The organism is Algoriphagus aquaeductus (genome assembly GCF_003253485.1).
GTDB lineage: Bacteria > Bacteroidota > Bacteroidia > Cytophagales > Cyclobacteriaceae > Algoriphagus > Algoriphagus aquaeductus.
Window position 1 is genome coordinate 69206 of sequence record NZ_QKTX01000012.1, and the last position, 23355, is coordinate 92560.

Annotated in this window: 20 protein-coding genes; 9 read left to right on the forward strand and 11 right to left on the reverse strand. The window is 45.4% G+C overall.

The genetic code is table 11. The features are described 5' to 3' along the window. Positions 1 to 11: 11 nt before the first annotated feature. The 3 genes from CLV31_RS15715 to CLV31_RS15725 form a co-directional block, all read right to left on the reverse strand. Positions 12 to 1346 carry a metal-dependent hydrolase family protein gene (locus CLV31_RS15715; protein ID WP_111393863.1) on the reverse strand — a complete coding sequence of 445 codons (1335 nt, stop codon included), beginning with the start codon at positions 1344 to 1346 and terminating at the stop codon, positions 12 to 14. Between the two features lie 201 nt (positions 1347 to 1547). Further along, on the reverse strand, positions 1548 to 2117 hold the full coding sequence (locus tag CLV31_RS15720) for a helix-turn-helix domain-containing protein (RefSeq protein WP_111393864.1): 570 nt from the start codon (positions 2115 to 2117) through the stop codon (positions 1548 to 1550). A gap of 6 nt (positions 2118 to 2123) precedes the next feature. Next, positions 2124 to 4271 carry a cation:proton antiporter gene (locus CLV31_RS15725; protein ID WP_111393865.1) on the reverse strand — a complete coding sequence of 716 codons (2148 nt, stop codon included), beginning with the start codon at positions 4269 to 4271 and terminating at the stop codon, positions 2124 to 2126. Between the two features lie 325 nt (positions 4272 to 4596). Here CLV31_RS15725 and CLV31_RS15730 point away from each other — a divergent pair, with 325 nt between their 5' ends. The 9 genes from CLV31_RS15730 to CLV31_RS15770 all read left to right on the forward strand — a co-directional run bounded on the left by CLV31_RS15730 (position 4597) and on the right by CLV31_RS15770 (position 14936). After that, positions 4597 to 5418 (forward strand): helix-turn-helix domain-containing protein, encoded by an 822-nt coding sequence (locus CLV31_RS15730; protein WP_111393866.1) that lies wholly within the window; start codon positions 4597 to 4599, stop codon positions 5416 to 5418. A 247-nt stretch (positions 5419 to 5665) separates the two neighbouring features. Further along, a complete protein-coding gene (locus CLV31_RS15735) occupies positions 5666 to 6097 on the forward strand; it encodes a DoxX family protein (RefSeq protein WP_111393867.1) in 432 nt (143 codons plus the stop codon). Then, on the forward strand, positions 6098 to 6871 hold the full coding sequence (locus tag CLV31_RS15740) for a sulfite exporter TauE/SafE family protein (RefSeq protein ID WP_111393868.1): 774 nt from the start codon (positions 6098 to 6100) through the stop codon (positions 6869 to 6871). It begins immediately after the preceding gene. A 20-nt stretch (positions 6872 to 6891) separates the two neighbouring features. Then, the gene (locus CLV31_RS15745) at positions 6892 to 8265 is read left to right on the forward strand and encodes a TolC family protein (RefSeq protein WP_111393869.1); all 1374 of its coding nucleotides are present in this window, start codon (positions 6892 to 6894) and stop codon (positions 8263 to 8265) included. Position 8266: 1 nt separating this feature from the next. Further along, positions 8267 to 11404 (forward strand): efflux RND transporter permease subunit, encoded by a 3138-nt coding sequence (locus CLV31_RS15750; RefSeq protein ID WP_111393870.1) that lies wholly within the window; start codon positions 8267 to 8269, stop codon positions 11402 to 11404. Between the two features lie 14 nt (positions 11405 to 11418). Further along, a complete protein-coding gene (locus CLV31_RS15755) occupies positions 11419 to 12498 on the forward strand; it encodes an efflux RND transporter periplasmic adaptor subunit (RefSeq protein ID WP_111393871.1) in 1080 nt (359 codons plus the stop codon). 22 nt (positions 12499 to 12520) lie between these two features. Next, a complete protein-coding gene (locus CLV31_RS15760; protein ID WP_111393872.1) occupies positions 12521 to 13105 on the forward strand; it encodes a Crp/Fnr family transcriptional regulator in 585 nt (194 codons plus the stop codon). A 349-nt stretch (positions 13106 to 13454) separates the two neighbouring features. Continuing rightward, positions 13455 to 14648 carry an MFS transporter gene (locus CLV31_RS15765; RefSeq protein ID WP_111393873.1) on the forward strand — a complete coding sequence of 398 codons (1194 nt, stop codon included), beginning with the start codon at positions 13455 to 13457 and terminating at the stop codon, positions 14646 to 14648. A gap of 81 nt (positions 14649 to 14729) precedes the next feature. Next, entirely contained in the window at positions 14730 to 14936 is a 207-nt protein-coding gene (locus CLV31_RS15770) for a hypothetical protein (protein ID WP_111393874.1), read from the forward strand. A 59-nt stretch (positions 14937 to 14995) separates the two neighbouring features. On the opposite strand, the gene CLV31_RS15775 is transcribed toward CLV31_RS15770, so the two are convergent. The 8 genes from CLV31_RS15775 to CLV31_RS15810 all read right to left on the reverse strand — a co-directional run bounded on the left by CLV31_RS15775 (position 14996) and on the right by CLV31_RS15810 (position 22970). After that, positions 14996 to 16330, reverse strand: coding sequence for a transglutaminase-like domain-containing protein (locus tag CLV31_RS15775; RefSeq protein WP_111393875.1), 1335 nt, complete (start codon positions 16328 to 16330; stop codon positions 14996 to 14998). A 30-nt stretch (positions 16331 to 16360) separates the two neighbouring features. Further along, positions 16361 to 17122: a malonate transporter subunit MadM gene (madM, locus tag CLV31_RS15780; protein WP_111393876.1), complete on the reverse strand. Its 762-nt coding sequence runs from the start codon at positions 17120 to 17122 to the stop codon at positions 16361 to 16363. A gap of 1 nt (position 17123) precedes the next feature. Then, positions 17124 to 17480, reverse strand: coding sequence for a malonate transporter subunit MadL (locus CLV31_RS15785; protein ID WP_111393877.1), 357 nt, complete (start codon positions 17478 to 17480; stop codon positions 17124 to 17126). A 32-nt stretch (positions 17481 to 17512) separates the two neighbouring features. Then, on the reverse strand, positions 17513 to 18994 hold the full coding sequence (locus CLV31_RS15790) for an acyl-CoA synthetase (RefSeq protein ID WP_111393927.1): 1482 nt from the start codon (positions 18992 to 18994) through the stop codon (positions 17513 to 17515). Between the two features lie 259 nt (positions 18995 to 19253). Further along, entirely contained in the window at positions 19254 to 19943 is a 690-nt protein-coding gene (gene pgl / locus CLV31_RS15795; protein ID WP_111393878.1) for a 6-phosphogluconolactonase, read from the reverse strand. Positions 19944 to 19946: 3 nt separating this feature from the next. Continuing rightward, complete coding sequence (gene zwf, locus CLV31_RS15800; protein WP_111393879.1) at positions 19947 to 21326, reverse strand: glucose-6-phosphate dehydrogenase; 1380 nt, start codon at positions 21324 to 21326, stop codon at positions 19947 to 19949. A gap of 74 nt (positions 21327 to 21400) precedes the next feature. Continuing rightward, a complete protein-coding gene (locus CLV31_RS15805; protein WP_111393880.1) occupies positions 21401 to 22060 on the reverse strand; it encodes an ROK family protein in 660 nt (219 codons plus the stop codon). A 292-nt stretch (positions 22061 to 22352) separates the two neighbouring features. Next, positions 22353 to 22970 carry an NADPH-dependent F420 reductase gene (locus CLV31_RS15810; protein ID WP_111393881.1) on the reverse strand — a complete coding sequence of 206 codons (618 nt, stop codon included), beginning with the start codon at positions 22968 to 22970 and terminating at the stop codon, positions 22353 to 22355. Between the last annotated feature and the right edge of the window lie 385 nt (positions 22971 to 23355).

Genomic DNA, 23355 nt, shown 5'->3' on the forward strand with positions numbered 1-23355 from the left:
GATGGTGGATGTTATGGAGAAATGTTTTTAAAGATTTTCCCATCCTTCATCACCATCAGGATGTTTTTCTCGGGTTCATTGATTAATTCTAAATTTTGGATCAGGTTGCCATCGATCAATAGGATATCTGCCAAAGCTCCTTCTTCAATCACTCCCAATTTACCCGTGTAAGGACTTCTTTTTCCTGACAATGCCAAGAGTTCCCCATTGTTTCCGGTTGCCATTTGAAGGATTTCGACATTCGAAAACCAGCGCTTCATTTTCAGCAATTGTACTCCAGGTTGAGCGGCTTTTTGAGCATCAAAAAGCACGTCTGTTCCATAGGCAATTTTAATTTTATATTTTTTTGCCAATTCAAATGCAAGGTCTGTACCCTGATACATTTCAAGTTGCTTGGCTCTACTTTCCGGGCTTAATACGCCCTTGTCTCCTTCATCAATAAAAGGCTGCAAACTCCAATACACGTTATTATCCACCATCATTTTTACAGTCTCCTCGTCTATCAGCTGTCCGTGATCAATGCATTTGACCCCGGCTCGAATTGCCTGTTGGATCGCTCTTGGAGTGTATGCGTGAACAGTGACATAGGTCCCCCAGTTTTCTGCAGCTTCTACCGCGGCACGGATTTCCGCTTCGGTGTACTGGGTTACATCCAGCGGATCATAGATGGAAGACACACCTCCACCGGCCATCAATTTGATTTGGCTTGCACCTAGCATGAGTTGCTCGCGGGCTTTGAGCCGGACGGCATCGGGACTGTCTGCAATAGCAGCAGCGTTGATCCGCTCGGCATAGCTGAGTCCATTGGAAGCATCTGAAGGTACATCATTGGGAAGCCGAAAATCCCCATGACCTCCAGTCTGCGATATAAATGCACCTGAAGGCCAGATTCTTGGACCGGAGACCACCCCTGCATCGATGGCTTGTTTCAATCCGAAAACAGGCCCTCCCAAATCCCGGATACTCGTGAATCCCTTCATCAAAAGTGCTTCGGCATTCTTACCGGCTACCAGATTGACAAAGCCGATATTTCCGGTCAATAGCGCGATTTGCGAAAGATTGGAAAACATCGCATGGTAGTGGGCATCGATCAGGCCCGGCATCAGGAATTTCCCTTTTCCATCGATGATTTGCACATTGGCGCTCTTGTTGGTAGGAATGGGAGAGGAGGAGATTTTTTTGATCGTATTTCCTTCGATCAGGACATTACCCTTGATGGTGTTCGGATCTTTGCCGTTGAAAATCTCCACATTGTTGATTAAGATGGTCTTTTGCTGAGAAACCGAAGGATGGTTTATTCCCAAAGCAAAAACAACAAGGAAAAAAGCTAGCGTAAAAGTTTTCATACTCCATTTTTGATTTTATCCGGTGATTAAGATAAGGAAGAAATCGGTTTATGATTGTCGGCAATTGAACTATCATTCAAAAATTCATCGACTATTGGGTCGGAAGCCTGATGAGCGAAGGATTAAAACCTTTATGATTTAATTCAAAAAGTGGTTGATTGAAGGTTTTCAAAAAAAAACTGTTTCTAAAAAAGCTGGGATTTAAATTTCATCCAAACTTTTCCTTTTGGATTTTCCCGAGCTTTTGAATTCTCTTGGGGTCAGTCCGGTTTCTTTTTTGAATTGTGCACTTAGATAAGCGACACTGCTATACCCCATGCGAAAGGCAATTTCTGAAAGGCTCATTTCCCCATAGAAAAGCAATTCTTTTACTTTTTCTATTTTCTGGAGTGTGTAAAAGCGTTCGATTGTCATGCTTTCTACCGAAGAAAAAAGTCGGCTCAAGTAAGAGTAGTCATAATGAATTTGGGCAGTCAAAAAATCAGAAACATTCAAATTTGGTGGATCTTGTTGGTAGTGAATTCGGTCTATCAGCAAGGTTTTGATTCGTGAAATCAAAGCAGATTTAGAATCCTCCAGCAGCTCAAATCCTTGGATGGAAAGGCTTCGTTCCAGCAACTTTTTTTCCTCTTCCGAGACTGGATTTTGAGGAGTCACTTTTCCCAGTTCTACTGCCAGAGTCGGTATTCCCAACTCAGCAAAGGTTTTGTTCACCGCTTCAATGCACCGGGGACAAACCATATTTTTGATATACAAAACGGATTTTTCCATGATCTTTTACTTTTTACCGAATAATCTGGAAATAGTTGTTTTGAAAGAAATAAACTGATCAGTGGGGTTGAGTGAGGTAGAATCCAGCGGATCTGAATTTTCAGGATGGTCAAAGCCCTCCTGCATGGGATAGATGAGCAGGTAATTGTTGGATTGAAAATAATTGTTGAGATACTTTGGCAGTTTTTTCATGATTGGATCAAAGGATTTTCCATTTTTCCGGCTTAGAACCACGACCAAGGCATCATTGCTTTTAAGATCTCGGGAAATAATCAAAAAATCATCCCAATCAGCAAATGGTACATAGCTTACCGAGATTTCCTGCATTTTTTGGACCTGACGGATATAGTCAAGGGTATCATTGGTTCCGTAGAAAACCAATTTTGCCCCGGTATTCACCCCTATATTCCAGATTCTCAACAACCAGAATGCAAAGCCGATTTCTTTTTCCGCATTTTCAGGAATGACAATCAAATATTGGCTGATGGTATTGATAGGCTGTACATTCTTGTAAATAAATGTAGTGATGTTGCAGTTTTTCAGGATTCCCTCTGTAAGCTTTCCCAGAAAAGAATCCGATATGCCATGCTGTTTGTGTAGTCCCATGACCAAATCCGTAGCCTTGTTTTCCTTGACTACATTGGTGATTCCATTGACGATGTCCGAATCATATCGGATCAGTTCGGTCAGGTGATTGTCGGATCCCGCTGCAATGACGGAAGCTTTCTCCAGGAGCTTTCTCGCGGCCTTTTCCTTGGTGGCATCCTGCGAGTCAGAAGGCACGATATTCAGCGCCAAGAGGGAGTTTTTGGACTTTTTGGCTTTGATGGTGGTCCCCAAATTGATCAATTCTTCGATGTTCTCCGGATAGTTGATCGGAATCAGGATTTTTTCTGTTTTAGTTTCCTCGGTCCCCTCATCCTCAGTATTTTCCTCCAATGCCAAAACTGAGGCTCCTTTTTGTGCCACAAATGAAGCGTGAGTACAAGTGACCAGAATCATCAATATGGTACCGTTCAAGACACTCTCGCTGAGTAAGCGGATAGGTTCTCCGGTCTCATCTGTTCCCAAAATGATGTTGTAGCCTACCAATACCGCAGCCAAGGTCGCTGCTGCCTGGGCATTGCTCAGACCAAAAATTATATCCCGTTGTGCACTGGAAAAATTGAATGTCCTCTGAGAAAGCCAAGCAGCAAGAAATTTGGAAAGTGTCGCCACTGCGGTCATGACTATGGCTACGAGGATAGTTTCCCATCCTTCAAAAAATACCCGAAAATTGATCAGCATCCCCACACCGATCAGAAAAAAAGGAATGAACAAGGCATTGCCCACAAACTCGATTCTGTTCATCAGCGCCGAGGTATGAGGAATCAGACGATTGAGTGCCAAACCGGCCAAAAATGCTCCAATGATAGCTTCTATGCCCGCAGCTTCGGCCAAAAATGCCGCTAGAAAGACCATGCCCAACACAAAAATGTATTGGGATATATTGTCCTCAAACTTGGTAAAAAACCACCTTCCCAACACGGGAAAAACAAACCAAACCAATGATGCAAAAATCGAAAAGGAAATAACCAATCGAATCCAAAACTGTGAGTTGATTTCTCCCTTGCTCATACCGACGATCACTGCCAAAACCAACAGGGCGAGGGTGTCTGTGATCATGGTTCCACCAACAGTTATATTGACCGCCTTATTTTTGGTCACCCCCATTTTACTGATAATTGGGTAAGCTATGAGTGTGTGGGAGGCAAACATGGATGCCAGGAGTATGGAGGTATTGAGAGAAAACTCAAGTACATAGAGACCCGCTAAGGTGCCCAAGGTCATCGGAATCAAAAAGGTGTACATCCCGAAAATCAGGCTTTTTTTACTGTTTTTCTTAAAGTCAGCTAGGTCTATCTCCAATCCAGCCAAAAACATAATATACAAAAGGCCCACCGTACCAAAAAGCACCACACTGCTGTCCCGCTGCAACAGATTGATTCCATAGGGACCGATTACCGCGCCGGCGATAATCAAACCGATGATTTGAGGAATCTTGAGCTTATTCAGGAGAATCGGAGCAAAGAGAATAATGAACAGGATGGAAGAAAAAATCAGCACCGGATTTTGCCATGGAAGATTGAAATTGAGGTCTGCAACGAGAATCATTTCGATGAATAGTAAAGATGGAAATCAACCAGTTTGAAGCGAAAATAAGAATTTATGGTTGAGGATTTTTTTAAACCCGGAATAAGGCTTAGAATTCCTAATTACGGGACAATCCGCCGCGGCGATGAAATCAATCGCTTCGCTGCATTTAACTCATTCACCAGAGCGGTGCCTTGAATCAACCCTCAAATGAGCGGTTGCTTGCATTTTTTTCCATCAATTCGGACCCTAATGCAAAATCCGGGTCAAATAAATGCCACCTGAATAAATTTACAACAAGAAACTGAAGGAAATTCTCAGCTTCGGATTCGAAAACTAATCAATCATGAGTATTGCGATCAAAGACAAACTCGGTTCGGAATTTACTTTTAAAGTCTCGCGCTTCAAGGAAATCATCAAACGGACCAAGCCTCATAAGCACGACGGCTATTTCGAACTGATTTGCATTGCCGAAGGAGAGGGATTTCATCAGGTGGAAATGGATACGTTTCCAATTCAGGCACCTGAACTGTACTTTTTGAAACCCAATCAGGTCCATTGCTGGCAGTTTACGGCTATACCCAAAGGTTACGTATTGCTGTTTAAGGAAGAGTTTTTTGATCCGGTATTGGAAGCACCGATTTTGAATCTGATCCGGAACCTGGATACCATCACCCGCATTTCCCTGGCCGATCATTTGACCTTGGTGACTCTTTTTGAGGAAATGAGAAAGGAAAATGAAAACCCAGGAGCCTTGTCAAAAGATGTGATTTCCGGCTACTTGAGATCGGTTTTTGCCCGAATCTTACAACTTTCCCAACTTAATGAAGAAGGGCCGAAGCAAGAAGATTCGCTTTTTAGAAAGTTTCAAAAGTTGCTGGGAGAAAAATGCCCCGAATACCACTTGGTCGCTGATTTTGCGTCCTTATTGAATACCACTCCTCAAAATCTGAATGCTGTCTGCCGAAAATATTCCAACAAAAGTGCAGGGGAACATCTGGCCAATCAGCTCAGTCTGGAGGCCAAGCGGTACATCCTTCACACAGATCTCAGCATGAATGAAATTGCGGATCGTCTGGCCTTCAACGATGCCTCGTATTTCACGAAATTTTTCAAAAAACATAATGGACTAACTCCGCTTCAGTTTCGTAGTCAATATTTTCAATAGTACCATTTTTCTATTTTTTTCTACCAGAAGCATGGCTTTTTGATGCTTTAAATTGCTAAAGTAAAGCTTTTTCATTCTCATTGGAAATAAGTTGACTTCTATTATTGCGATCTATCTCAAGTATTCCAACCCTTTTTCGAAGGCTGGCATGCTTCGATTATGTACTCATGTCATGTCAATATTTTCAATTCCATTTGAAGGAGAAAAACCAACCAGGGGCATCATATTGATTACAACTAATTGAATTATGATTAAAAAAATCACTCAAACTGACCCATCGAAAACGACTATTCTTATTCGCCTGATTGTGGGTGCTGTATTTTTATCGGAAGGGGTTCAGAAGTTTCTTTTTCCAGCGATCCGAGGTGCGGGTAGATTTGATAAGATAGGTTTACCTTCGCCGGAATTTTTGGGAAGCTTCGTTGGTGCTTTTGAAATTCTCTGCGGAGCCCTGATTCTGTTGGGATTGTACACCCGATTGGCAAGCATCCCGCTGATTATCATCATGCTGGTGGCAATTGCTACCACCAAATCCGAGGTTCTAGCCAATCAGGGTTTTTGGGAAATGATGCATGGAAGCAGAACTGACTGGTCCATGCTTTTAGGAAGTATTTTTCTTTTAATCAAAGGCGGAGGCTATTGGTCCGTAGATCAAAACCTAAGCAAAAACTCCGGCTAAATGGAAATCCTGATCATCTCCCTAGCGGCTTTTCTCACGGCTATCCTGACCTTCTTTTCGGGGTTTGGACTGGGGACGATTTTGGCTCCGGTTTTCATTCTGTTTTTCCCGGTGGACCTGGCGATTGCATTGACTGGCGTGGTTCACTTTTTCAATAATATCTTCAAGCTGTTTCTGGTCGGAAAAGACGCAGACCGAACCGTGTTGCTCCGATTCGGGCTGCCGGCTATCGTTGCGGCTGCCTTGGGTGCTTGGTTGTTGCTTCAAATTTCTGATTCGAGGCCTCTTTTGGAGTACAGCCTGGGAGAAAGTGTTTTCCAGATCACACCTGTTAAACTGACCATCGCTGTTTTGTTGATGGTATTTGCCCTGATGGACTTGATACCCTATTTGGAGCGAATCAGGATTGATCAAAAATATTTGCCTTTTGGGGGAGTTTTAAGTGGATTTTTTGGTGGGCTTTCCGGACATCAAGGAGCCCTTCGATCGGCCTTTTTAATCAAAGCCGGTCTCAGCAAAGAAGCCTTCATCGGAACTTCGGTGGTGCTCGGAGCCTTGATCGATTTTTCCAGATTGACGGTCTATGCCAGCCGGTTTTTGGATGCCGGATTGGTGGAAAATATACCTCTTGTCCTAATTGCCACTGGATCAGCCATTCTTGGTGCCTATCTTGGAAATAAACTTCTCAAAAAAGTGACGCTTACCTTTTTGCAACGCTTTATTGCCATCCTTCTGTTTCTCATTGCCATTGCCTTGGGAGCTGGCTGGATTTAAACCTTAATTAACCAAACCAAATGATAATCAAAATCCTATTTAAACCGATCTTCTCCTTGATTCTGGGATGCTTGCTCCTCGGATCTGGCTTGGCTCGAGGGCAGAGTCTTCCCGAACTGATGCGGCAGGCCGAGGCTAACTACCCGGCTATTCTGCTTCAAAAGGCAAAAGCCTCCCAAGCCGAAGCCCAATTGGCACTCGAGAAAAACACGCTGTTGCCATCCCTCGATGCAGCCTATCAGGCCAATCTCGCCACCTACAACAACATCACCGGGATGAACCTACCCGGGCAGTTGATACCCATTTCGGGACCACCTTCGATGGAAAATTTCAATGTGATGGTTCCCGGAACTGCGGCAAGTTTGCTGATTCGCTGGACTCCTTTCACCTTTGGTCAGCGCGATGCTGCTACGGATTCCAAATCTGCCCTTTTGGAAAAGGAACTGGCGGGGGTAGAAAATGAAATTCTGAAAGTTCAATACGAAGTGGGAAAGACCTATTTGGACCTTTTGGCTACTCAGGAACTGGTTCAAGCCTACCAAAAAAACATTGAGCGAACGGAGTTCAATTTACGTCAGGTAAGAAGCCTGGTGATCTCAGGAATCCGTCCCGGAGTGGATTCGGTGCGTTTTCGGGGAGAGCTTTCCCGCGCCAAAAGTGAACTGATTCAGCTTCAAAGTCTTTTTGAATCCCAAAAAATCCAACTGGCCGAACTCTTGGTCAGTTCCGAAGAAATCCAAGTCCCGGAGAATTCGGTTTTCAGTAAAAAGCTTCCAGCTCCCCAAATGGACTTTTCCAGCTCCTCCAACCCTTTGCTGAAAATGGCTCAATCGGAGCTAAGTTCCTCCCAATCAACTTTGTCTCAACTCAAACGAGCCTGGACTCCCAAACTGGAATTTTGGGGAACGACCTATGCCAGGGGTTCGGGAATTGACTTCAATGGTGTCGTCAATAAAGCCGATGGCTGGAGTTTCAGCCGCTACAATTATGGTTTTGGGGCGCAACTAGTATTTCCAATTCTGGATCTAAGCCGTCAGAAAATCCTCAAAACCCAGCAGGAAGCTGTGGTAAAAGCTGCCGAAAGCCAGCTTCGTCAAACCCAAATTTCGCTTCAGTCTCGAGAAGCCCGGGCACAAAATGAGTTTCTAGCCAATCTCGAATTGGCCAAAGAAGTGCCTTTGGAACTGGAAGCATCTGAAGCTGCCTTCAAAGCCATTCAGACCCGCTACAATGCCGGTTTGGTGGATTATTCAGAACTGATCCAAACGCAAAACGAGCTGTTTTTTGCAGAAGCCAAGCTCAAATCAGCCTATCTGAATACCTGGAAGTCCCTTTTGCTTCAAGCCGCAACTCTGGGAAATATGGATCTTTTTTTAACCCAAATCGACCAATAAAATGAAGCTAATCGAAGGAGCACTTTCCAAACCCATTACCGTCATGGTGGCGGTCTTAGCCATCGTTTTCTTCTCGTTTTTGGCGATCCGAAGCATGAAGGTGGACATTTTCCCCACCTTCGGTTTGCCCACGATCTATGTGGCTCAGCCGTATGGAGGACTTTCTCCAGAGCAGATGGAGTCCTTTGTGACCAACTACTACGAGTATCACTTTCTCTATGTGACCGGTGTCAAATCCGTAGAATCCAAGTCGGTGCAGGGCAATGCCCTGATCAAGATCATTTTTCACGAAGGTACAGACATGAGTCAGGCCGCAGCGGAAGTGGTGGGCTATGTGAACCGAAGCCGGGCCTTTATGCCTCCGGGAACAGTACCTCCATTTATCACCCGATTTGATGCAGGTTCGGTACCGGTCGGGCAGTTGGTTTTTTCCTCCGAAAGCCGAACGCTTGGAGAAATCTCTGACTTGGCCCTGTTTAAAGTTCGTCCGATGTTTTCCACCCTACCGGGTGTTTCTGCGCCTCCGCCTTTTGGAGGAAGTGCCAAAACGGTCATCATCAAGATCGATCCTGAGCGGGTTCAGCGCTATAATTCTTCCCCGGATGAGATCGTCCAAGCTTTGGCTTCTTCCAATTTGATTTCCCCGGCGGGAAATATCCGAGTGGGAGACGAGACCTTGATCACTCCACAAAATACGGTCATCGAAGACGTGCAGGAGTTTGGAGAGATTCCGCTCCAGTTGGGACAAGGGGCTGCAGTTTATCTCCGTGACATCGCCAATGTGGAGATCGGTTCGGATGTGACCACAGGGTATGCCCTAGTCAACGGAGCCCGATCGGTATACATTCCGGTGACCAAACGTGCCGATGCTTCCACTTGGGAAGTGGTGCAAAACGTCAAAAAAGCACTTCCCGATATGCAAGCCTCGGTACCTGAAGACATTAAGGTATCCTATGAATTTGACCAAAGCGGCTATGTGATCAACTCCCTGAAGAATGTGCTTTTCGAAGGCGGCCTGGGAGCAATCCTGACCGGATTGATGGTCTTGGCCTTTTTGGGAGATCGAAGAGGGGCCTTGATTGTGGTGATGACCATTCCGATTGCCTTGCTGAGCAGTGTGATTGTACTGAATCTGATCGGTCAGACTATAAACATTATGACATTAGGTGGATTGGCCCTGGCCGTTGGGATTTTGGTGGATGAGGCCACGGTGACGATTGAAAATATCCACCGCCATCTGGAAATGGGCAAGCCGAAAGCCTTGGCAATCTTGGATGGCTGTAAAGAAATCGTGAATCCGAAATTATTGATCCTCTTTAGTATTCTGGCCGTTTTTGCCCCGGCCTTGTTTATGACAGGTGTTCCCAAAGGAATGTTCCTACCGATGTCATTGGCTGTGGGATTTGCGATGATCGCTTCGTTTTTGCTTTCGATGACATTCGTGCCGGTAATGGCCGTTTGGATGATGAAGCATTTGGATCCTGAGAAAGAGGAAGGTCGGTTTTCCCGTTTCAAAAAGCGGTATGATTCCTCTCTGAAAAAGGTAGACAGCAATTCCAAACTGGCTTTGCTGGGCTATTTCGCCGGTGCATTGCTGATTTTGGGATTGGGCTTCTCAACCATCGGACTGGATATTTTTCCCAAAGTCGATGCTGGACAGGCGGCGGTTAGATTACGACTTCCGACCGGAACCCGTGTCGAGCGAACGGAAGAAGCTACTCAAGCCATGCTCAAGCTCACTGAAGAAATCGTCGGCAAAGGAAACATCGAGATTTCCTCTGCCTTTGTCGGAACACAACCTTCCAGTTTTCCGGTCAACTTGATTCATCTCTGGACCTCGGGACCTCATGAATCTCTGACTCGGATCAACTTGGCCAAAGATGCCGGAATGGGCATAGAAGATTTCAAGGAAAAGCTCCGGGAGCGCTTTCAATCTGAATTTCCGGAAGCGACACTTTCCTTTGAACCGGGTGACTTGGTCGATCAGGTGATGAACTTAGGCTCAACCAATCCCATCGAGGTGGCGGTGTTGAGCAAGGATTTTAAGCTTTCCTCCGAAATCGCCGAAAAACTCAAAGCCAACCTAAATCAAAAACCATATTTCCGGGATGTGACCATTGCCACGCCCTTGGATTATCCGGGATTGAAAGTGGATATTGACCGGGTGAAAGCCGGGCAGTTGGGATTGACGGTGCAGCAGATTTCCAATTCTTTGGTGACAGCAACTTCTTCTAGCCGATTTACCCAACCTAACTATTGGAGGGATCCGGCTTCAGGTGTGGCTTATCAGGTACAGGTCGAATACCCACAATATCGGGTGAATTCTCCGAATGAAATTGCCCTGGTTCCGGTGTTTAACAGTCCTGAGCGAAAAGTCTTCCTCAGGGATGTGGCCACCTGGGAGCGAACCAAATCTCCGGCCCAATATGACCGATTGAATCAGGAACGATTTATCACGCTTACGGCCAATATCCACGATCAGGATTTGGGAGCTGCGGTCAAAGGTCTTGATGAAGCCATTGCAGACTTGGGCGAACTTCCGGCTGGAGTTCGGATCTTGAAGCGCGGGCAAAGTGAACTGCTGGAGCAGACCTTGGGCGAATTGCAGTTGGGCTTGGGGATCGCCGTGCTGGTGATTTTTTTGATGCTGGCGGCGAGTTTCCAATCGTTTAAGATTTCTTTGGCCACGGTTTCCATTCTTCCTGCGGTGTTGGCTGGTTCTGTTGGATTCTTGCTTTTGACCGGGCATACATTGAATATCCAATCCTACATGGGGACGATTATGGCGGTCGGAGTGGCCGTTGCCAACGCGATTCTCTATGTGACCAATGCAGAGGATTTGCGGAAAAGGGGGGATTCCAAAGCCTATTTCTCCGCTGCAGGAAATCGTCTCCGACCGATTCTGATGACCAGTTTTGCCATGATTGCGGGGATGACCCCAATGGCCTTGGGATTTGGTGAGGGAGGTGATCAGGTGGCGCCTTTGGGCGTGGCGGTGATCGGAGGCTTGATCCTTTCCATGGTCAGCACCCTGGTTTTCCTTCCATTAATTTATCGGGCTTTGGTTGGAAAAACCGCTTACCAAAGCGTATCCCTCAATCCTGAAGACCAGGACTCTACCTATTTTATCCAAAACTAAAAATCAGAACATCCATGAAAATATATCAAACCATCCCGGCTCTTCTTTTGGCATTTGGCCTTTTTTCCTGTGGGGAAAAAGCGACAGAAGGCCAAGCCGTTTCGGACACCAAATCGGCTTTTATCCTAAAGAAACAAGCCGTATCCAATACACTCCAGCTTCCGGTTGAGCTGTTGCCCTATGAATCTGCCGAAATCCATCCCAAAGTGGAAGGCTATGTGCAGCGCGTGTTGGTGGATATCGGAGATCAGGTGAAAAAGGGACAACTCCTAGTCCAACTCGAAGCTCCTGAAGTGAATGCCCGTGCAGCTCAGGCTGGCGCTGGATTCCAGGAAGTGGCGGCTCGCTACGAATCCAGTCGGGATCGGTATCAGCGAATCAAAATAGCGGCTCAGGAGCAAGGGGCCGTTGCCGAATCGGAATTGATCAGTGCCAAAAATCAGTTTTTGGCCGACAGCTCGGCCTGGTTGGCAGCCAAGGCCAATTCTCAGGCTTCGGGACAATACCAATCCTATCTGGGAATCCGGGCTCCATTTGACGGGATTGTAACCAAAAGAAAAGTCGATGTGGGTGACTATGTGCAAGCTGGAAATCCAGAAGGTATCCTGACGGTTGAAAATCCTGACAAAATCCGGGTGCGGATTCACATCCCTGAAGCCTATGTTTCCAGTCTTCCCGGCGGAGATTCCCTGAATTTCAGTACAGATGCGTTGGTGAATCAAACCTTTTCGGCCAAACTCAGCCGCAAATCAGGTGCGATCGACCGAACCACCCGCACCGAACTTTGGGAATACGAGTTTGACAACCGCTCGGGAGCCATTAAATCCGGCATGTACGCCACTGCCAATCTGAATCTGGGCCGGGCAGAAAGCACCTTCAAAGTGCCAAATTCCGCAGTGACAACCACTTTGGAAGGGAAGTTTGTAATCCGAATCCGAAATGGACAAACCGAATGGGTGGATGTACGGGAAGGAATCCAGATGAAGGATGGGAAGGAGATTTTCGGAGAACTTCAGGAAGGAGACACGCTTTTGACCAGGTCTTCGGATGAGATTAAAGCAGGTACTCTTTTGCCGGTAAAGTTGAATAATTGAGATTTAGAAAAAGTCATTCATCATGAATTCCAATCCTGAACTGAAGACCCTGATCACTTATTTTGATCAAATTCAAAAATTGAGCGAGGATTCGGTTCAGGCTTTGGAAGGACTGTGTTCGATCAGGAAATTTGAAAAAAATCAAGAAATCCAAGCCATCGGTGCGACCTGCAAGACCATTTATTTTATGATTTCGGGAGTGGGAAGGATTTATTACCTCAAAGATGGGGTAGAAGTGACGGAGTATTTTGCCTTCCCTAATGAACTGATTATCCGTGCAGAAAGTCTTTTTACCCAAAGTCCGAGCAAAAAGGCCATACAGGTATTGGAAGATTCTCTGGTGGTGAGTATTCCTGCCGAACCTCTTTTCCGACTCTTTGAACAGCACCATGAGTTAGAGCGTCTTTTCCGAAAATTGATTCAACAGGCTTATGTAGAGACGCTTAAGCGATTGGAAAATATACAGTTTTTAACGGCTCAGGAGCGGTATGAAAAGCTGATTGAGGAAAAACCCGAACTGATTCATAAGATTTCGTTGAAGCATGTGGCTTCGTTTTTGGGAATTACGCAGGTGAGTTTGAGTCGAATCCGAGGACAGAAGAAGTGATTTTTCACCGCGGCGTAGTGGGCGCGAAGGAATTTTTTACCACGGAGATCACAAAGGAAAAAGGGAACTAGGATAAGGCATTTTTGAGAACTTAAGCTTTTTAGGTTTCTACAGACCTTTTTCAAGTGCGCAAAGGAAAAGCTAACGCTTTTTTGATTCACCGCGAAGGGACAGAGAACAAGTGATAAGTCGGTACTCGCAGTATTCAGTCACAGTTTCCTGTTTATGATCACTGAACACTGACCACTGATTACTCCATTTAAACTCTGCGCGGTGAATTCCTTTTTTAACATTTGTAAAAGCTTTCCGAGTCTGAGCACCGGACCTTTGAGAGATAAATCGGTCATTTATGGACGCTCAACTTGGACTCAGGCAAAACTGGAAGCAATTTTCACTTTTAGTCTTCATCAATGCCTTTGTTGGCGGGATGATCGGAATGGAGCGATCAATTTTTCCGGATTTTGCCACTGAAGTATTTGGCTTGGAGTCCCATGCAGCCATGTTGGGGTTTATCGCTGCCTTTGGAGTCAGCAAAGCTTTTACCAATTATTTCACAGGCAGATTTGCCAACCGATTTGGTCGGCGAAATCTATTGATTTTGGGATGGATACTGGTGCTGCCTGTTCCGGTGATTTTGAATTATGCTGAGGTCTGGTCTTGGATCATTTTTGCCAACATCCTACTTGGAATCAGTCAAGGGTTGACTTGGAGCAGTACCGTGGTGATGAAAATCGACCTGGTGGGGGATAAAAACCGTGGATTGGCCATGGGCCTAAATGAATTTGCAGGGTATTTAGCAGTAGGATTGGCAGCAGTGGGCAGTGCTTATCTCACCGCCCGATTTGGTATTCGTCCCGTACCCTTTTGGGTGATGGGAGGAATGGGAATTTTGGGACTTCTTTTTTCCTTTTTGGTCAGGGATACACATGCCTTTGTCAAACAAGAAGCAGAGGAAAGGGATATAGTTGAGATCAGAGGTGTATTTTGGAATACCACTTGGGTCGATAAATCCCTCAGTTCGGTGACCCAGGCTGGATTGGTCAATAATCTCAATGATGGGATGATCTGGGGGTTGTTGCCGGTACTTTTGATTTCCAGAGGATTTGGTTTGGAAGAAATAGGGAAAATCGCCTCGGTTTATCCCATTCTATGGGGGATGGGACAGCTTTTTACTGGTAAAATGGCGGATCATCTTTCTCACAAGGGAATGCTTTTTTGGGGAATGCTGATTCAGGGGCTTGCGATTATGGGATTGATTTGGGTCCACTCCTTTGAATCTTTTGTGGGTTTGTCCGTGCTGTTGGGACTTGGCACGGCCGTAGTTTACCCCACTTTTATGGCAGCAATTGCCGCCTCCAGTCACCCAGTACAGCGTGCCGAAAGTTTAGGGACATTCCGCTTTTGGCGGGATATGGGCTATGCCGTCGGCGCGGTATTATCCGGAGTAATTGCAGACAGGTTTGGGGTGGATTATGCGGTGGTTTCAATCGGCGGACTCACGTTGATTTCTTCGCTTATCATTAAGCTCAGAATGTCTCAATAGAAAATTACCGGTTAAATCATGGCTTGATTTGTTCTAAAAGACTTAAATTTCGAATTGTTAACCTTACAACCTTATCCAATTATGAAAAAATTACGATTCACTATTGCCAGCCTGATGATTGTAGGATTTCTTTCTGCAACCCTATTTACGTCTTGCGGAGGTAAAAAAGAAGAAGCTGCTGAAGAGACCACTGAGCAAGCAGAGCATCCAACTGAAGGCGAACACCCAAGTGGGGGTGAGCATCCCGCGGCTGACAGCACAGCAGGTGACACCACAGCTGCACAGTAAGTAAGGAATAAAAAAGAGGCCCGATCTGTTTGATCGGGCCTCTTTTTTTGCTCAATTTTTTAGGATTTCCTTTGGAAAGTAAAGGTGGTAGGAGCCTTAACTTCTTTGCCATTAATTTCCAGATAAGGATAGGCCAAGAAATTGATCGGCCCATCGGATGGACCTGGACTAAGCGCCAAGTCCCTGCCTCTGGTAAATTCGATTCGGTTGGCTGGATGTCGGCCAAAGTAATAAGTAGCCAGGGCCGTGTATTTATTCGCCTCGCTGATATCCACAGGCCACCATTTTCCATCGGCATAAAATTCCGCCCAGCAGTGGTAACCGTCGATTCCTCCCTCATTTCGATCGGATGGTATCGATGCACCAATCGCAAACCGAGCAGGAATACCCACCGACCTTGCAAGTGATATAAAGAAGGAGTGGAATTCAGAGCAATTCCCAGTCTTGGAATCACAGGCATAGTTGGAGTCTCCCCGGCCAAAATCCCCGAACTTCATGTAGCGCATGTTGTCGATGATGTAATCGTACAAGGCTCTGGCTTGAACCAAGTGAGAATCATTGATTTTTAGACCTAAGGTTTCTTTGGCAATTTGCTCAAAACGTCCCCCGATTGGCATCAGCTTGTTGGAGACCAAATCGACTTTGGGATCAGGGGTTGGGGCTTCATAAGGAGTTTTTTCTCTTCGTTTTACAGCATAGGAAATCTCGATGGACTTTCCGCTGTCTTCCGGATTAAGTTCGAGATAAAGTACTTTGTTCCGATTGACTTGGTCCAAGAGCTGGCTGGATTTGCCGGGCACTTTCATGTCTAAGACCTGCACTTCCTGGAAATCATCAGAAAGTGCGATGGGAATCCAGATTTTAGCTTTTTCCTTCAACTCAGGAATTGTCACTGTGTAATAGAATTCAAACTTGTCTTTTCCTTCAATGACGCCGAGAAGGTTATTGTCTGATTGTTCGAGTGGCATTCTGTACCAGGTTTTGTCTGCTTTTTGTTTCCAACTGTAAAAGGGCTTTCCGTTGAGTTTGTGCACGGTAGTCTGTGTGACGGTCATAGCCCCCGGTTTTCCTTCCATGAAAAAATCCACATCATAGACATCTCCTTTTTCATCTACCAGATCCACACAGGCAAAGTGGCTGTCGGGCCCCAGGTTGGAAAGATATTCGGTATGAACCCTTACCAGCTTCATTTTGAGGTCATGATTTTCATCTTTAACCGGGAAAAAGCCACCGTTTTCAGCAGTGGTTTGGTCAATAAAAGACTTGATTCCGGCTTCAATTTCTGCTATTTCAATTCTGGGTGCCACGGGTACAGACTTTTCTTTGGCATGCTCCTGAGGCGCAGAACACGAGAAAATCAAAGCGAGAAGTCCTGAATAAAGAAGTTTTTGCATGATGAGTTTGAGGGTTTGGATGGTATTAGCTTAAGCTACCAGCCAGTTGAGTATCAAATAAAACAGAGAAGGACACACCAAACAACCCAAACCTGTGTAAAAGGTTGCGGTAACCGCGCCATAAGGGACCAGTTTAGGATCGGTGGCAGCGAGTCCTGCTGCTACCCCGCTGGAGGTTCCCATGATTCCTCCGAAAGCCATGGCTGCTCCCGGCGAATCCAAGCCGATTTTTTTGGCCAGGATGGGAGTGAAGATGGTCACCGCGATGGTCTTGACCACTCCGGCGCCTATACTCAGGGCGATCACTTCCGAACTGGCGCCCAGGGCTCCCCCTGTGACAGGACCTACAATATAGGTACAAGCCCCTGCTCCGATGGTACACAGGCTCACAGCATCCCTAAAACCCATCAACCAAGCCAATACCACCCCACCTATAAAAAAGACACTGATGCCCAATACCAGGGAAATCAGCCCCAAAAGCCCACTTTTTCGAATCAGGAAAAAGTTAGCGCCTATGGCTGTGGATACGATGGCAAAATCCCGAAACATGGATCCCCCCAACAACGAAAGTCCTTGGAAAAGCTTCAAATCGGCCAGTCCTTTTTCACCTTCAGCGATCCATCCGCCCAAGTACCCGAACACCAAAGCCATGAAAATAGCGATCGCTGACCCCGGGATTTTGGAAGAAAGCACTCTTTTGGAAAAAACATCGGTTGCCCAAGTCAGAAGACCGACCAGGAGAAAAGCGACGATCAATCCGTTTTTATCGATCAGCTTGAGAAGCGCTTCCATCTTAGCTGGGCTTTACGGATTTGACCAGGATCTTAAATACCCAAAAAGCTAAAAATACCGGGATAGTACCGGCTAAAATGGCTAAAATTCCCGAAGAAAGGGCAGATTTTACATTAAGACTGGCGGCCATCGCAATGACTACAGGGATGTAAAGTCTGTTCCAAAATTCGATTCCAAATTCCAATTCCGGTTTCCACCATCCTTTTTGCACAAATCCCTCCTTCAGAAAAATCAAAAAGATCATCGCAAAACCAACTCCTCCCACATTGGCTTCGATACCCAAAAAAGAACCTAAAAGTTCGCCTGTCCACATCCCCAAGAGGAAGGCGAAAGACAATAAAGCAAGGCCTTTGATCATGGTTTGAGTTGGGTTTAAGGGTCGACAGGGAGTTAAGCAAAGAGTTTTTTGAGGTCGTTTTTCACGACTTTGCCCATGGCATTTCGGGGAAGTTCCTCTAAAATGAGGTACTTTCTAGGGGTTTTGTAGGCTGGCATTTGTTCTCTCATCCAATGATTGAGTGCTTTGGTATCGATTTCTCCAAAAGGAATGATCCCTGCCACTACCAATTCTCCCCATTCCTCTTCAGGCATTCCCACGACAGCGCAATCTTTGATCATGGGATGCTTTCTGAGTATTTCTTCAATCTCCAAGGCAGAAATCTTATAACCACCGGATTTGATGATATCGACCGAGTCTCTTCCCAAAATTCGGAAGTAACTGTCCTCAATCACCGCTATGTCGCCAGTTTTAAACCAACCGTCTTCTGTAAAGGTCTTTGCCGTCGCTTCCGGTTTTCCCCAATACTCTTTGAATACCGAGGCGCCTTTGATCTGAATTTCTCCGGGCTGACCTGCGGCTACTTCCTGATTTTGTTCATCGACCAATCTTGCCGACACTCCAGGAAGAGGTTTCCCGATATATCCTGCCCTGCGTTGTCCATCATAGGGATTGCTGATGGCCATGCCGATTTCGGTCATGCCATAGCGCTCGAGCAGGTAATGTCCGGAAATCTTTTGCCAGGATTCCATGACCGAAACGGGCAATGCTGCTGAACCCGAAACCATCAACCGAAAGCGTTTCATGGATTCATGAAGTTGAACTTTTTCGAGTTCTGAACGGGATTCAAATTCGGATATCAGCTTAAAGTAAATGGTGGGTACGGCCATAAATACATTGACTTTTCCCTGAAGGAAAATCTCGAAAACCTGCCTGGCATCAAATGGATGCAGAAAATGGACCGTGGCTCCGGCCCAAAGTGCACAGGACAGGACATTTATGATGCCATGTACATGATGCAAAGGGAGTAGACAAAGCGTATAATCCTCAGCCGACCATTCCCATGCATCGATTAACGTGCTGACTTGGGATTCAATATTGGCATGGGTGGTAAGAACTCCCTTGGGAAGACTGGTCGTGCCCGAAGTATATAGAATCATAGCTCCCCTGTCTGTGGAAAAATCAGGAAGAAGCTTCTCACTTATAGGTTGCTTCAACTCTGCCAAAGTCAACCACCGGAGATTTTTTCCGATGGCATAATCACGAAGAATGGCTTCATATTCGGGGCCTGCGATGACGAATTCGGCCTGAGTATCTTCTATCACGTAGCTGAGCGAAGGAAGGGGATAGGTGATGCAAAGCGGAACCGCGATACCTCCGGCTTTCCATATTCCCCATTGGATGGCTGCATAGTCAATTCCCGGAGAAACCATGAAGGCGACCCGGGTTTGGAGAAGATCAGTTTTTCCTGACAATAGATGAAAGGCAACCTGATCACTTTTGAAGGATAGATCCTGATAGGAATAGGTCCCATAGGAGTCAATTATTGCTGTTTTTGAAGGATTTTGATGAGCTTGGGTGAATAGGCGGAGCATGGGGTACAAATTTTTGGAAGTTAAACCTGAAATATGCATTAGAAAATCTACTACGACCTCAAAATACGTTAAAATCAGTCGTTTCACTTCACTTTTCGCTCTCACCGTAGCGGTGCTACGCCTCGATCTCCAAAGTGACTGATTTTCTTGCATTTTGAGCTCTCGCTACGAATTCTAATGCATAATCCAGATTAAAAAAAGGGATTGGAATGGGGTAGAATACCCAAAAAAAGCCTGACAGAATCAGGCTTAAATTTCTTCAATTGGATTGACTTGCAGCTTCATCTGCAAGAATCAGGGAATTGGCAGGGTTGATTCTTCCGGCAGGAATGCCCGGATCCTGATTTTGAAGCCGTTTCAGCATTTCGGCCTTTTCTTTCCCGGTGACGATCCATACAATTTCCTTTGCCCGATTGATTAATGGATAGGTCATCGTTATTCGCTTTCGTCCTTGATAGGGCTGCTCAGTCAATGCGATATCCCGGTCGGTGACCTCGCAAACAGGATCTCCGGGAATTAATGAGGCGGTATGTCCGTCAGATCCCAATCCCAGATGGACCAAATCCAAAATTCCTTCTCCGGTGACTTGATGAATGATTTTGGAGTATTCTTCTGTTTCAGCAGACAGGTCATCTGCTACCGTATGCATGGGAAAGATATTTACCCTCGTAAGAATTCCCGACCCTTCCAGGCTTTGGAAAAGCTGGGTGAGGTTACGGTCTGGATGTCCATCAGGAGCTTCCCGTTCATCTACCTGAAAAATATTGACCTTCTCCCATCTAAGTTTGGCTTTCACGAGGATTTTCATCATCTCCCAAGGGGTACGCCCCCCACTGATAGCCAAGGAAAATTGCCCCTTCTCCAATATTCCAGCCCTGATTTTTTCTTCAATGTATTTTGCCGCTTGAGCCGCGACTTCCTCAGCAGTTGAATAGATTTCTGTTTTCATTTTTCACTTTTTAACCACGACCGGATTGTTCCAACCACCGGGAGGAAGAATCAATTCGTCTACATTTTCAGGACCCCATGTACCCGGTTCATAGGTGTAGACAGGTACATCCGATTTTAAGTAATCGTCGACTATTTTCCAAGCTTCTTCTACATAGTCCTGTCTGGCAAAATGAGTGGGATCTCCGGCCATGGCATCGGTGAGTACCCGCTCATAAGCATCTTTCTCGTTTGGAAAAGGAGTGGGATTGCCTTGAACTTCGGAAAGAACAGAAGCCATATCTTCTCCTTGTGCCATAATCAGCATGCCAAAGGCAACAGTGACGTCTGGGCTAATTCTGAATCGGATATGATTGGGCTGGGTAGCAATGGATGAATAGGCCGAAGGAAGGTGCTTGAATCGAACCAAGATTTCCGTGCATGTGACCGGGAGGTTTTTACCTGCCCTGATAAAGAAAGGAACACCTTCCCATCTCGGAGAGTCAATATGGAGCCTCATCGCCGAAAAAGTTTCTGTTTTGGAATCCGGCTTAACGGCTTTTTCATTCAGGTAACCGGCGTATTGGCCTTTTACTACGTCTTGACCTCTGAGCGGAGTTATGGCTTTGAGCACCCGTACTTTTTCATCCCGGATCGATTCACTGTCGAGGGCTTTGGGCGGCTCCATGGTCAGGTTGCAAAGGATTTGGAACAGGTGGTTTTGAATCACATCACGGATAGCTCCGGTCACATCGTAAAATGCCCCTCTGCTTTGGATCCCAAAATCCTCCGCCATGGTGATTTGCATGGATTCGATATGATCTTTGTTCCAAACGGGTTCGAGCAAAGAGTTGACAAAACGAAAGAAGACCAGATTGTTGACCGGTCTTTTGCCCAGATAGTGGTCGATTCGATAGATGGCACTTTCTGAAAATTTGGAAAGGAGCACTTTGTTCAGTGCTCTGGCAGATTCAAAATCGGTTCCGAACGGTTTTTCGACAATTACCCTCGCCCCTTTGGCACAGCCCGAAAGATCCAATTGCTCGACAATTTTGGGGAAAAGGACAGGAGGGATAGCTAAGTAGTGCGTTGGGTTTTTAGCTGATCCCAAGGCCTCCCTGATTCGTTGGAAGGTCTGGGTATCGGTGTAGTCTCCACCGACAAACTTCAAAAGCTCACAGAATTTAGCAAAGGACTCTTCATCATACTTACCATACTTTTGAACGCTTTCTTTGGCCCGTGCACGAAGTTTTTCCAAATCATAATCTCCCCTTGCCACTCCAATGATGGGAGAATTGAGATTTCCCCGCTTGACCATCATATGAAGGGCGGGGAATATTTTTTTATAGGCTAGATCCCCGGTTGCACCATAAAACACCAAGGCATCTGATTTTACTTGAGCCATAAAGCTTTGAGAATTGGTTGAGTCCTGTCAAGTTTGGAAATTGACAGTCGATTAGGTTTATGGAATAGCAGGAATTAAATTTTGTAGGATTTGTCCCAAAGTCTAAATCCTCCGGTAAAGGCATTTTTGTTGGAGCCTAGTCGGCAGTCCGCCGGGATATCTTCCAAAAGCTTGGAATTGCCCCCTCCTAAAACAATCTCATCGGGCTGAAAGCAGTGTCTAAAATGTGCGATAGTCTGATAGACATGTTCCATCCATTTCTTTTTTCCGAGTTTTTTCAGAGCTGCATTTCCGACATGGGTTTCAAATGTGCCCATTTTAAAAGGCAAGTGACCTCCTTCAAGGGGAAGTAGAAGATCTTCAAAGACCATGGCGGTACCCAGTCCTGTACCAAAACCCATGAAGAGCAATTTACCGCCCTCATAGCTTCCCAATGCCTGCATGACTGCATCATTGATAATTCTTACAGGACATCCAAATGCCTTGTCGAAATCAAACCCTTTCCATCCATTTCCCATATTGACAGGGTCGGCGGCAATTTTGCCATGCTTTACCACTCCGGGAAATCCAATGGATATGACGTCATACTTCCATTCCCTTGCTGCCTCTTTGACCAAAGGAACCAACTCTTCAGGTCTAAAGTCACTTCCTGAAGGTATCTTGATTCGTTCAGGTTGACCTGTGGCTAATAGTTTGATATTGGATCCTCCTATGTCAATGACCAGTACATTCATTCTTGTGTTTCGGTTTGGATAAGGCGGTTTTCAAAACCTGCCGGAAGTAATTGATGATTTGGGGTTGAGCTTTTAAAGCCCTTAAAGATAGTACATACTTCGCCCATATACAGAAAAAAAAAGTAGGACATCCGATCGATCAAGGTTTTATTGGTTTGAAAATGAGGTAAATAAAGTGAAAAATAAGAGGGGTGAAAAAAAGGTCTGATTCGTTGAAATGGTTGACATTTTTCCCAAAAAATAAAAAAGGTGGGATTCCCCCACCTTTCGGATGACTCAAAAAATACCGGATTTAACTGGCAACCAACTTGAAATGAAAGTTGGATTGATCTTTTCTGTTCCAGGAAATTTCTTTGCTGAGATGGTAAAATGCTTCCAAAAGTGGTGCGTTTTCTATTAAACCTGCATCCACAGCTTTGAAGCCGATCAACTCGATCAGTCGCTTGACTCGGATTTTTTCAGGGATATTATCCCCGCAATAGTAGGTTTCCTTGATGATTCCAAAACTGTCCGAATGAGGATAGTCTATCCCCAGGTTGTTGAAAGCTTTAAAAAGATGGGCTTTTGGGGCATTTTTTTTGATCAGTTTGGTATTCGAAATGGCTAATTTTTTATCGTATTGTGCATTGGTACAGTCAATGATCAATTTACCTTCGGTTTCTGCATTTTTCAGTGCCAGGCAGATTTCCGGTAAAGCGGAGGTATCGGCGCAGATCAGAATAATTTCAGATTGGATGATGGCCGATTCAAACGGACAAATCCGATGATGGAGCCGATTGAGCATTTTCCATTCGGTTTGTTCGGTGTCAAAATCATGTCTGACTCCAAATACTACATCGATCCCTGCATCGATATATTTTTTACCCAAGGTTTTGGCCAGCGAGGTGCCGCCTAGAAGTCCGATTTTCATAGATCAGTTTAGCGATTGTCTAAAACTTGGCAGAGAACCAGTAAAACTTGAAGGTGCTCCACATAAACCACTGAAAACTAGGATAATGAAAGCTAAAATCAAAATAATATTTTGAAAAAATTACAATTACAACACATTATTCAAATTTTATGATAGAAAAGCCAAATTATTGAGTGTGAAATGAAGGCAGGAAAAAGTTTAATGATGTGTAGTGTGAGTAATTTTTGAAAGTCAGGGCTTTATCCTGTCAAATCCATGGTGAGTGGAGATTGGTTTTTCTTATCAAGCCTTTAGTTGTTCATCCTGCTTAACTGTCAAGGAATCCTTGACCGTTGCCACTTTGTCTAATTATCATTCTTGAAAGCAGTTGTTGATATACAAGCTG

Excerpts from the sequence above, each read along its gene's own strand:
- CLV31_RS15725 (WP_111393865.1), bottom strand. The coding sequence starts at position 4,271 with ATGATTCTCGTTGCAGACCTCAATTTCAATCTTCCATGGCAAAATCCG.
- CLV31_RS15720 (WP_111393864.1), bottom strand. The coding sequence starts at position 2,117 with ATGGAAAAATCCGTTTTGTATATCAAAAATATGGTTTGTCCCCGGTGC.
- CLV31_RS15790 (WP_111393927.1), bottom strand. The coding sequence starts at position 18,994 with ATGCTCCGCCTATTCACCCAAGCTCATCAAAATCCTTCAAAAACAGCA.
- CLV31_RS15730 (WP_111393866.1), top strand. The coding sequence starts at position 4,597 with ATGAGTATTGCGATCAAAGACAAACTCGGTTCGGAATTTACTTTTAAA.
- zwf (WP_111393879.1), bottom strand. The coding sequence starts at position 21,326 with ATGGCTCAAGTAAAATCAGATGCCTTGGTGTTTTATGGTGCAACCGGG.
- madM (WP_111393876.1), bottom strand. The coding sequence starts at position 17,122 with ATGGAAGCGCTTCTCAAGCTGATCGATAAAAACGGATTGATCGTCGCT.
- pgl (WP_111393878.1), bottom strand. The coding sequence starts at position 19,943 with ATGAAAACAGAAATCTATTCAACTGCTGAGGAAGTCGCGGCTCAAGCG.
- CLV31_RS15740 (WP_111393868.1), top strand. The coding sequence starts at position 6,098 with ATGGAAATCCTGATCATCTCCCTAGCGGCTTTTCTCACGGCTATCCTG.
- CLV31_RS15745 (WP_111393869.1), top strand. The coding sequence starts at position 6,892 with ATGATAATCAAAATCCTATTTAAACCGATCTTCTCCTTGATTCTGGGA.
- CLV31_RS15810 (WP_111393881.1), bottom strand. The coding sequence starts at position 22,970 with ATGAAAATCGGACTTCTAGGCGGCACCTCGCTGGCCAAAACCTTGGGT.
- CLV31_RS15735 (WP_111393867.1), top strand. The coding sequence starts at position 5,666 with ATGATTAAAAAAATCACTCAAACTGACCCATCGAAAACGACTATTCTT.
- CLV31_RS15765 (WP_111393873.1), top strand. The coding sequence starts at position 13,455 with ATGGACGCTCAACTTGGACTCAGGCAAAACTGGAAGCAATTTTCACTT.
- CLV31_RS15760 (WP_111393872.1), top strand. The coding sequence starts at position 12,521 with ATGAATTCCAATCCTGAACTGAAGACCCTGATCACTTATTTTGATCAA.
- CLV31_RS15785 (WP_111393877.1), bottom strand. The coding sequence starts at position 17,480 with ATGATCAAAGGCCTTGCTTTATTGTCTTTCGCCTTCCTCTTGGGGATG.
- CLV31_RS15805 (WP_111393880.1), bottom strand. The coding sequence starts at position 22,060 with ATGAATGTACTGGTCATTGACATAGGAGGATCCAATATCAAACTATTA.
- CLV31_RS15750 (WP_111393870.1), top strand. The coding sequence starts at position 8,267 with ATGAAGCTAATCGAAGGAGCACTTTCCAAACCCATTACCGTCATGGTG.
- CLV31_RS15775 (WP_111393875.1), bottom strand. The coding sequence starts at position 16,330 with ATGCAAAAACTTCTTTATTCAGGACTTCTCGCTTTGATTTTCTCGTGT.
- CLV31_RS15715 (WP_111393863.1), bottom strand. The coding sequence starts at position 1,346 with ATGAAAACTTTTACGCTAGCTTTTTTCCTTGTTGTTTTTGCTTTGGGA.
- CLV31_RS15755 (WP_111393871.1), top strand. The coding sequence starts at position 11,419 with ATGAAAATATATCAAACCATCCCGGCTCTTCTTTTGGCATTTGGCCTT.
- CLV31_RS15770 (WP_111393874.1), top strand. The coding sequence starts at position 14,730 with ATGAAAAAATTACGATTCACTATTGCCAGCCTGATGATTGTAGGATTT.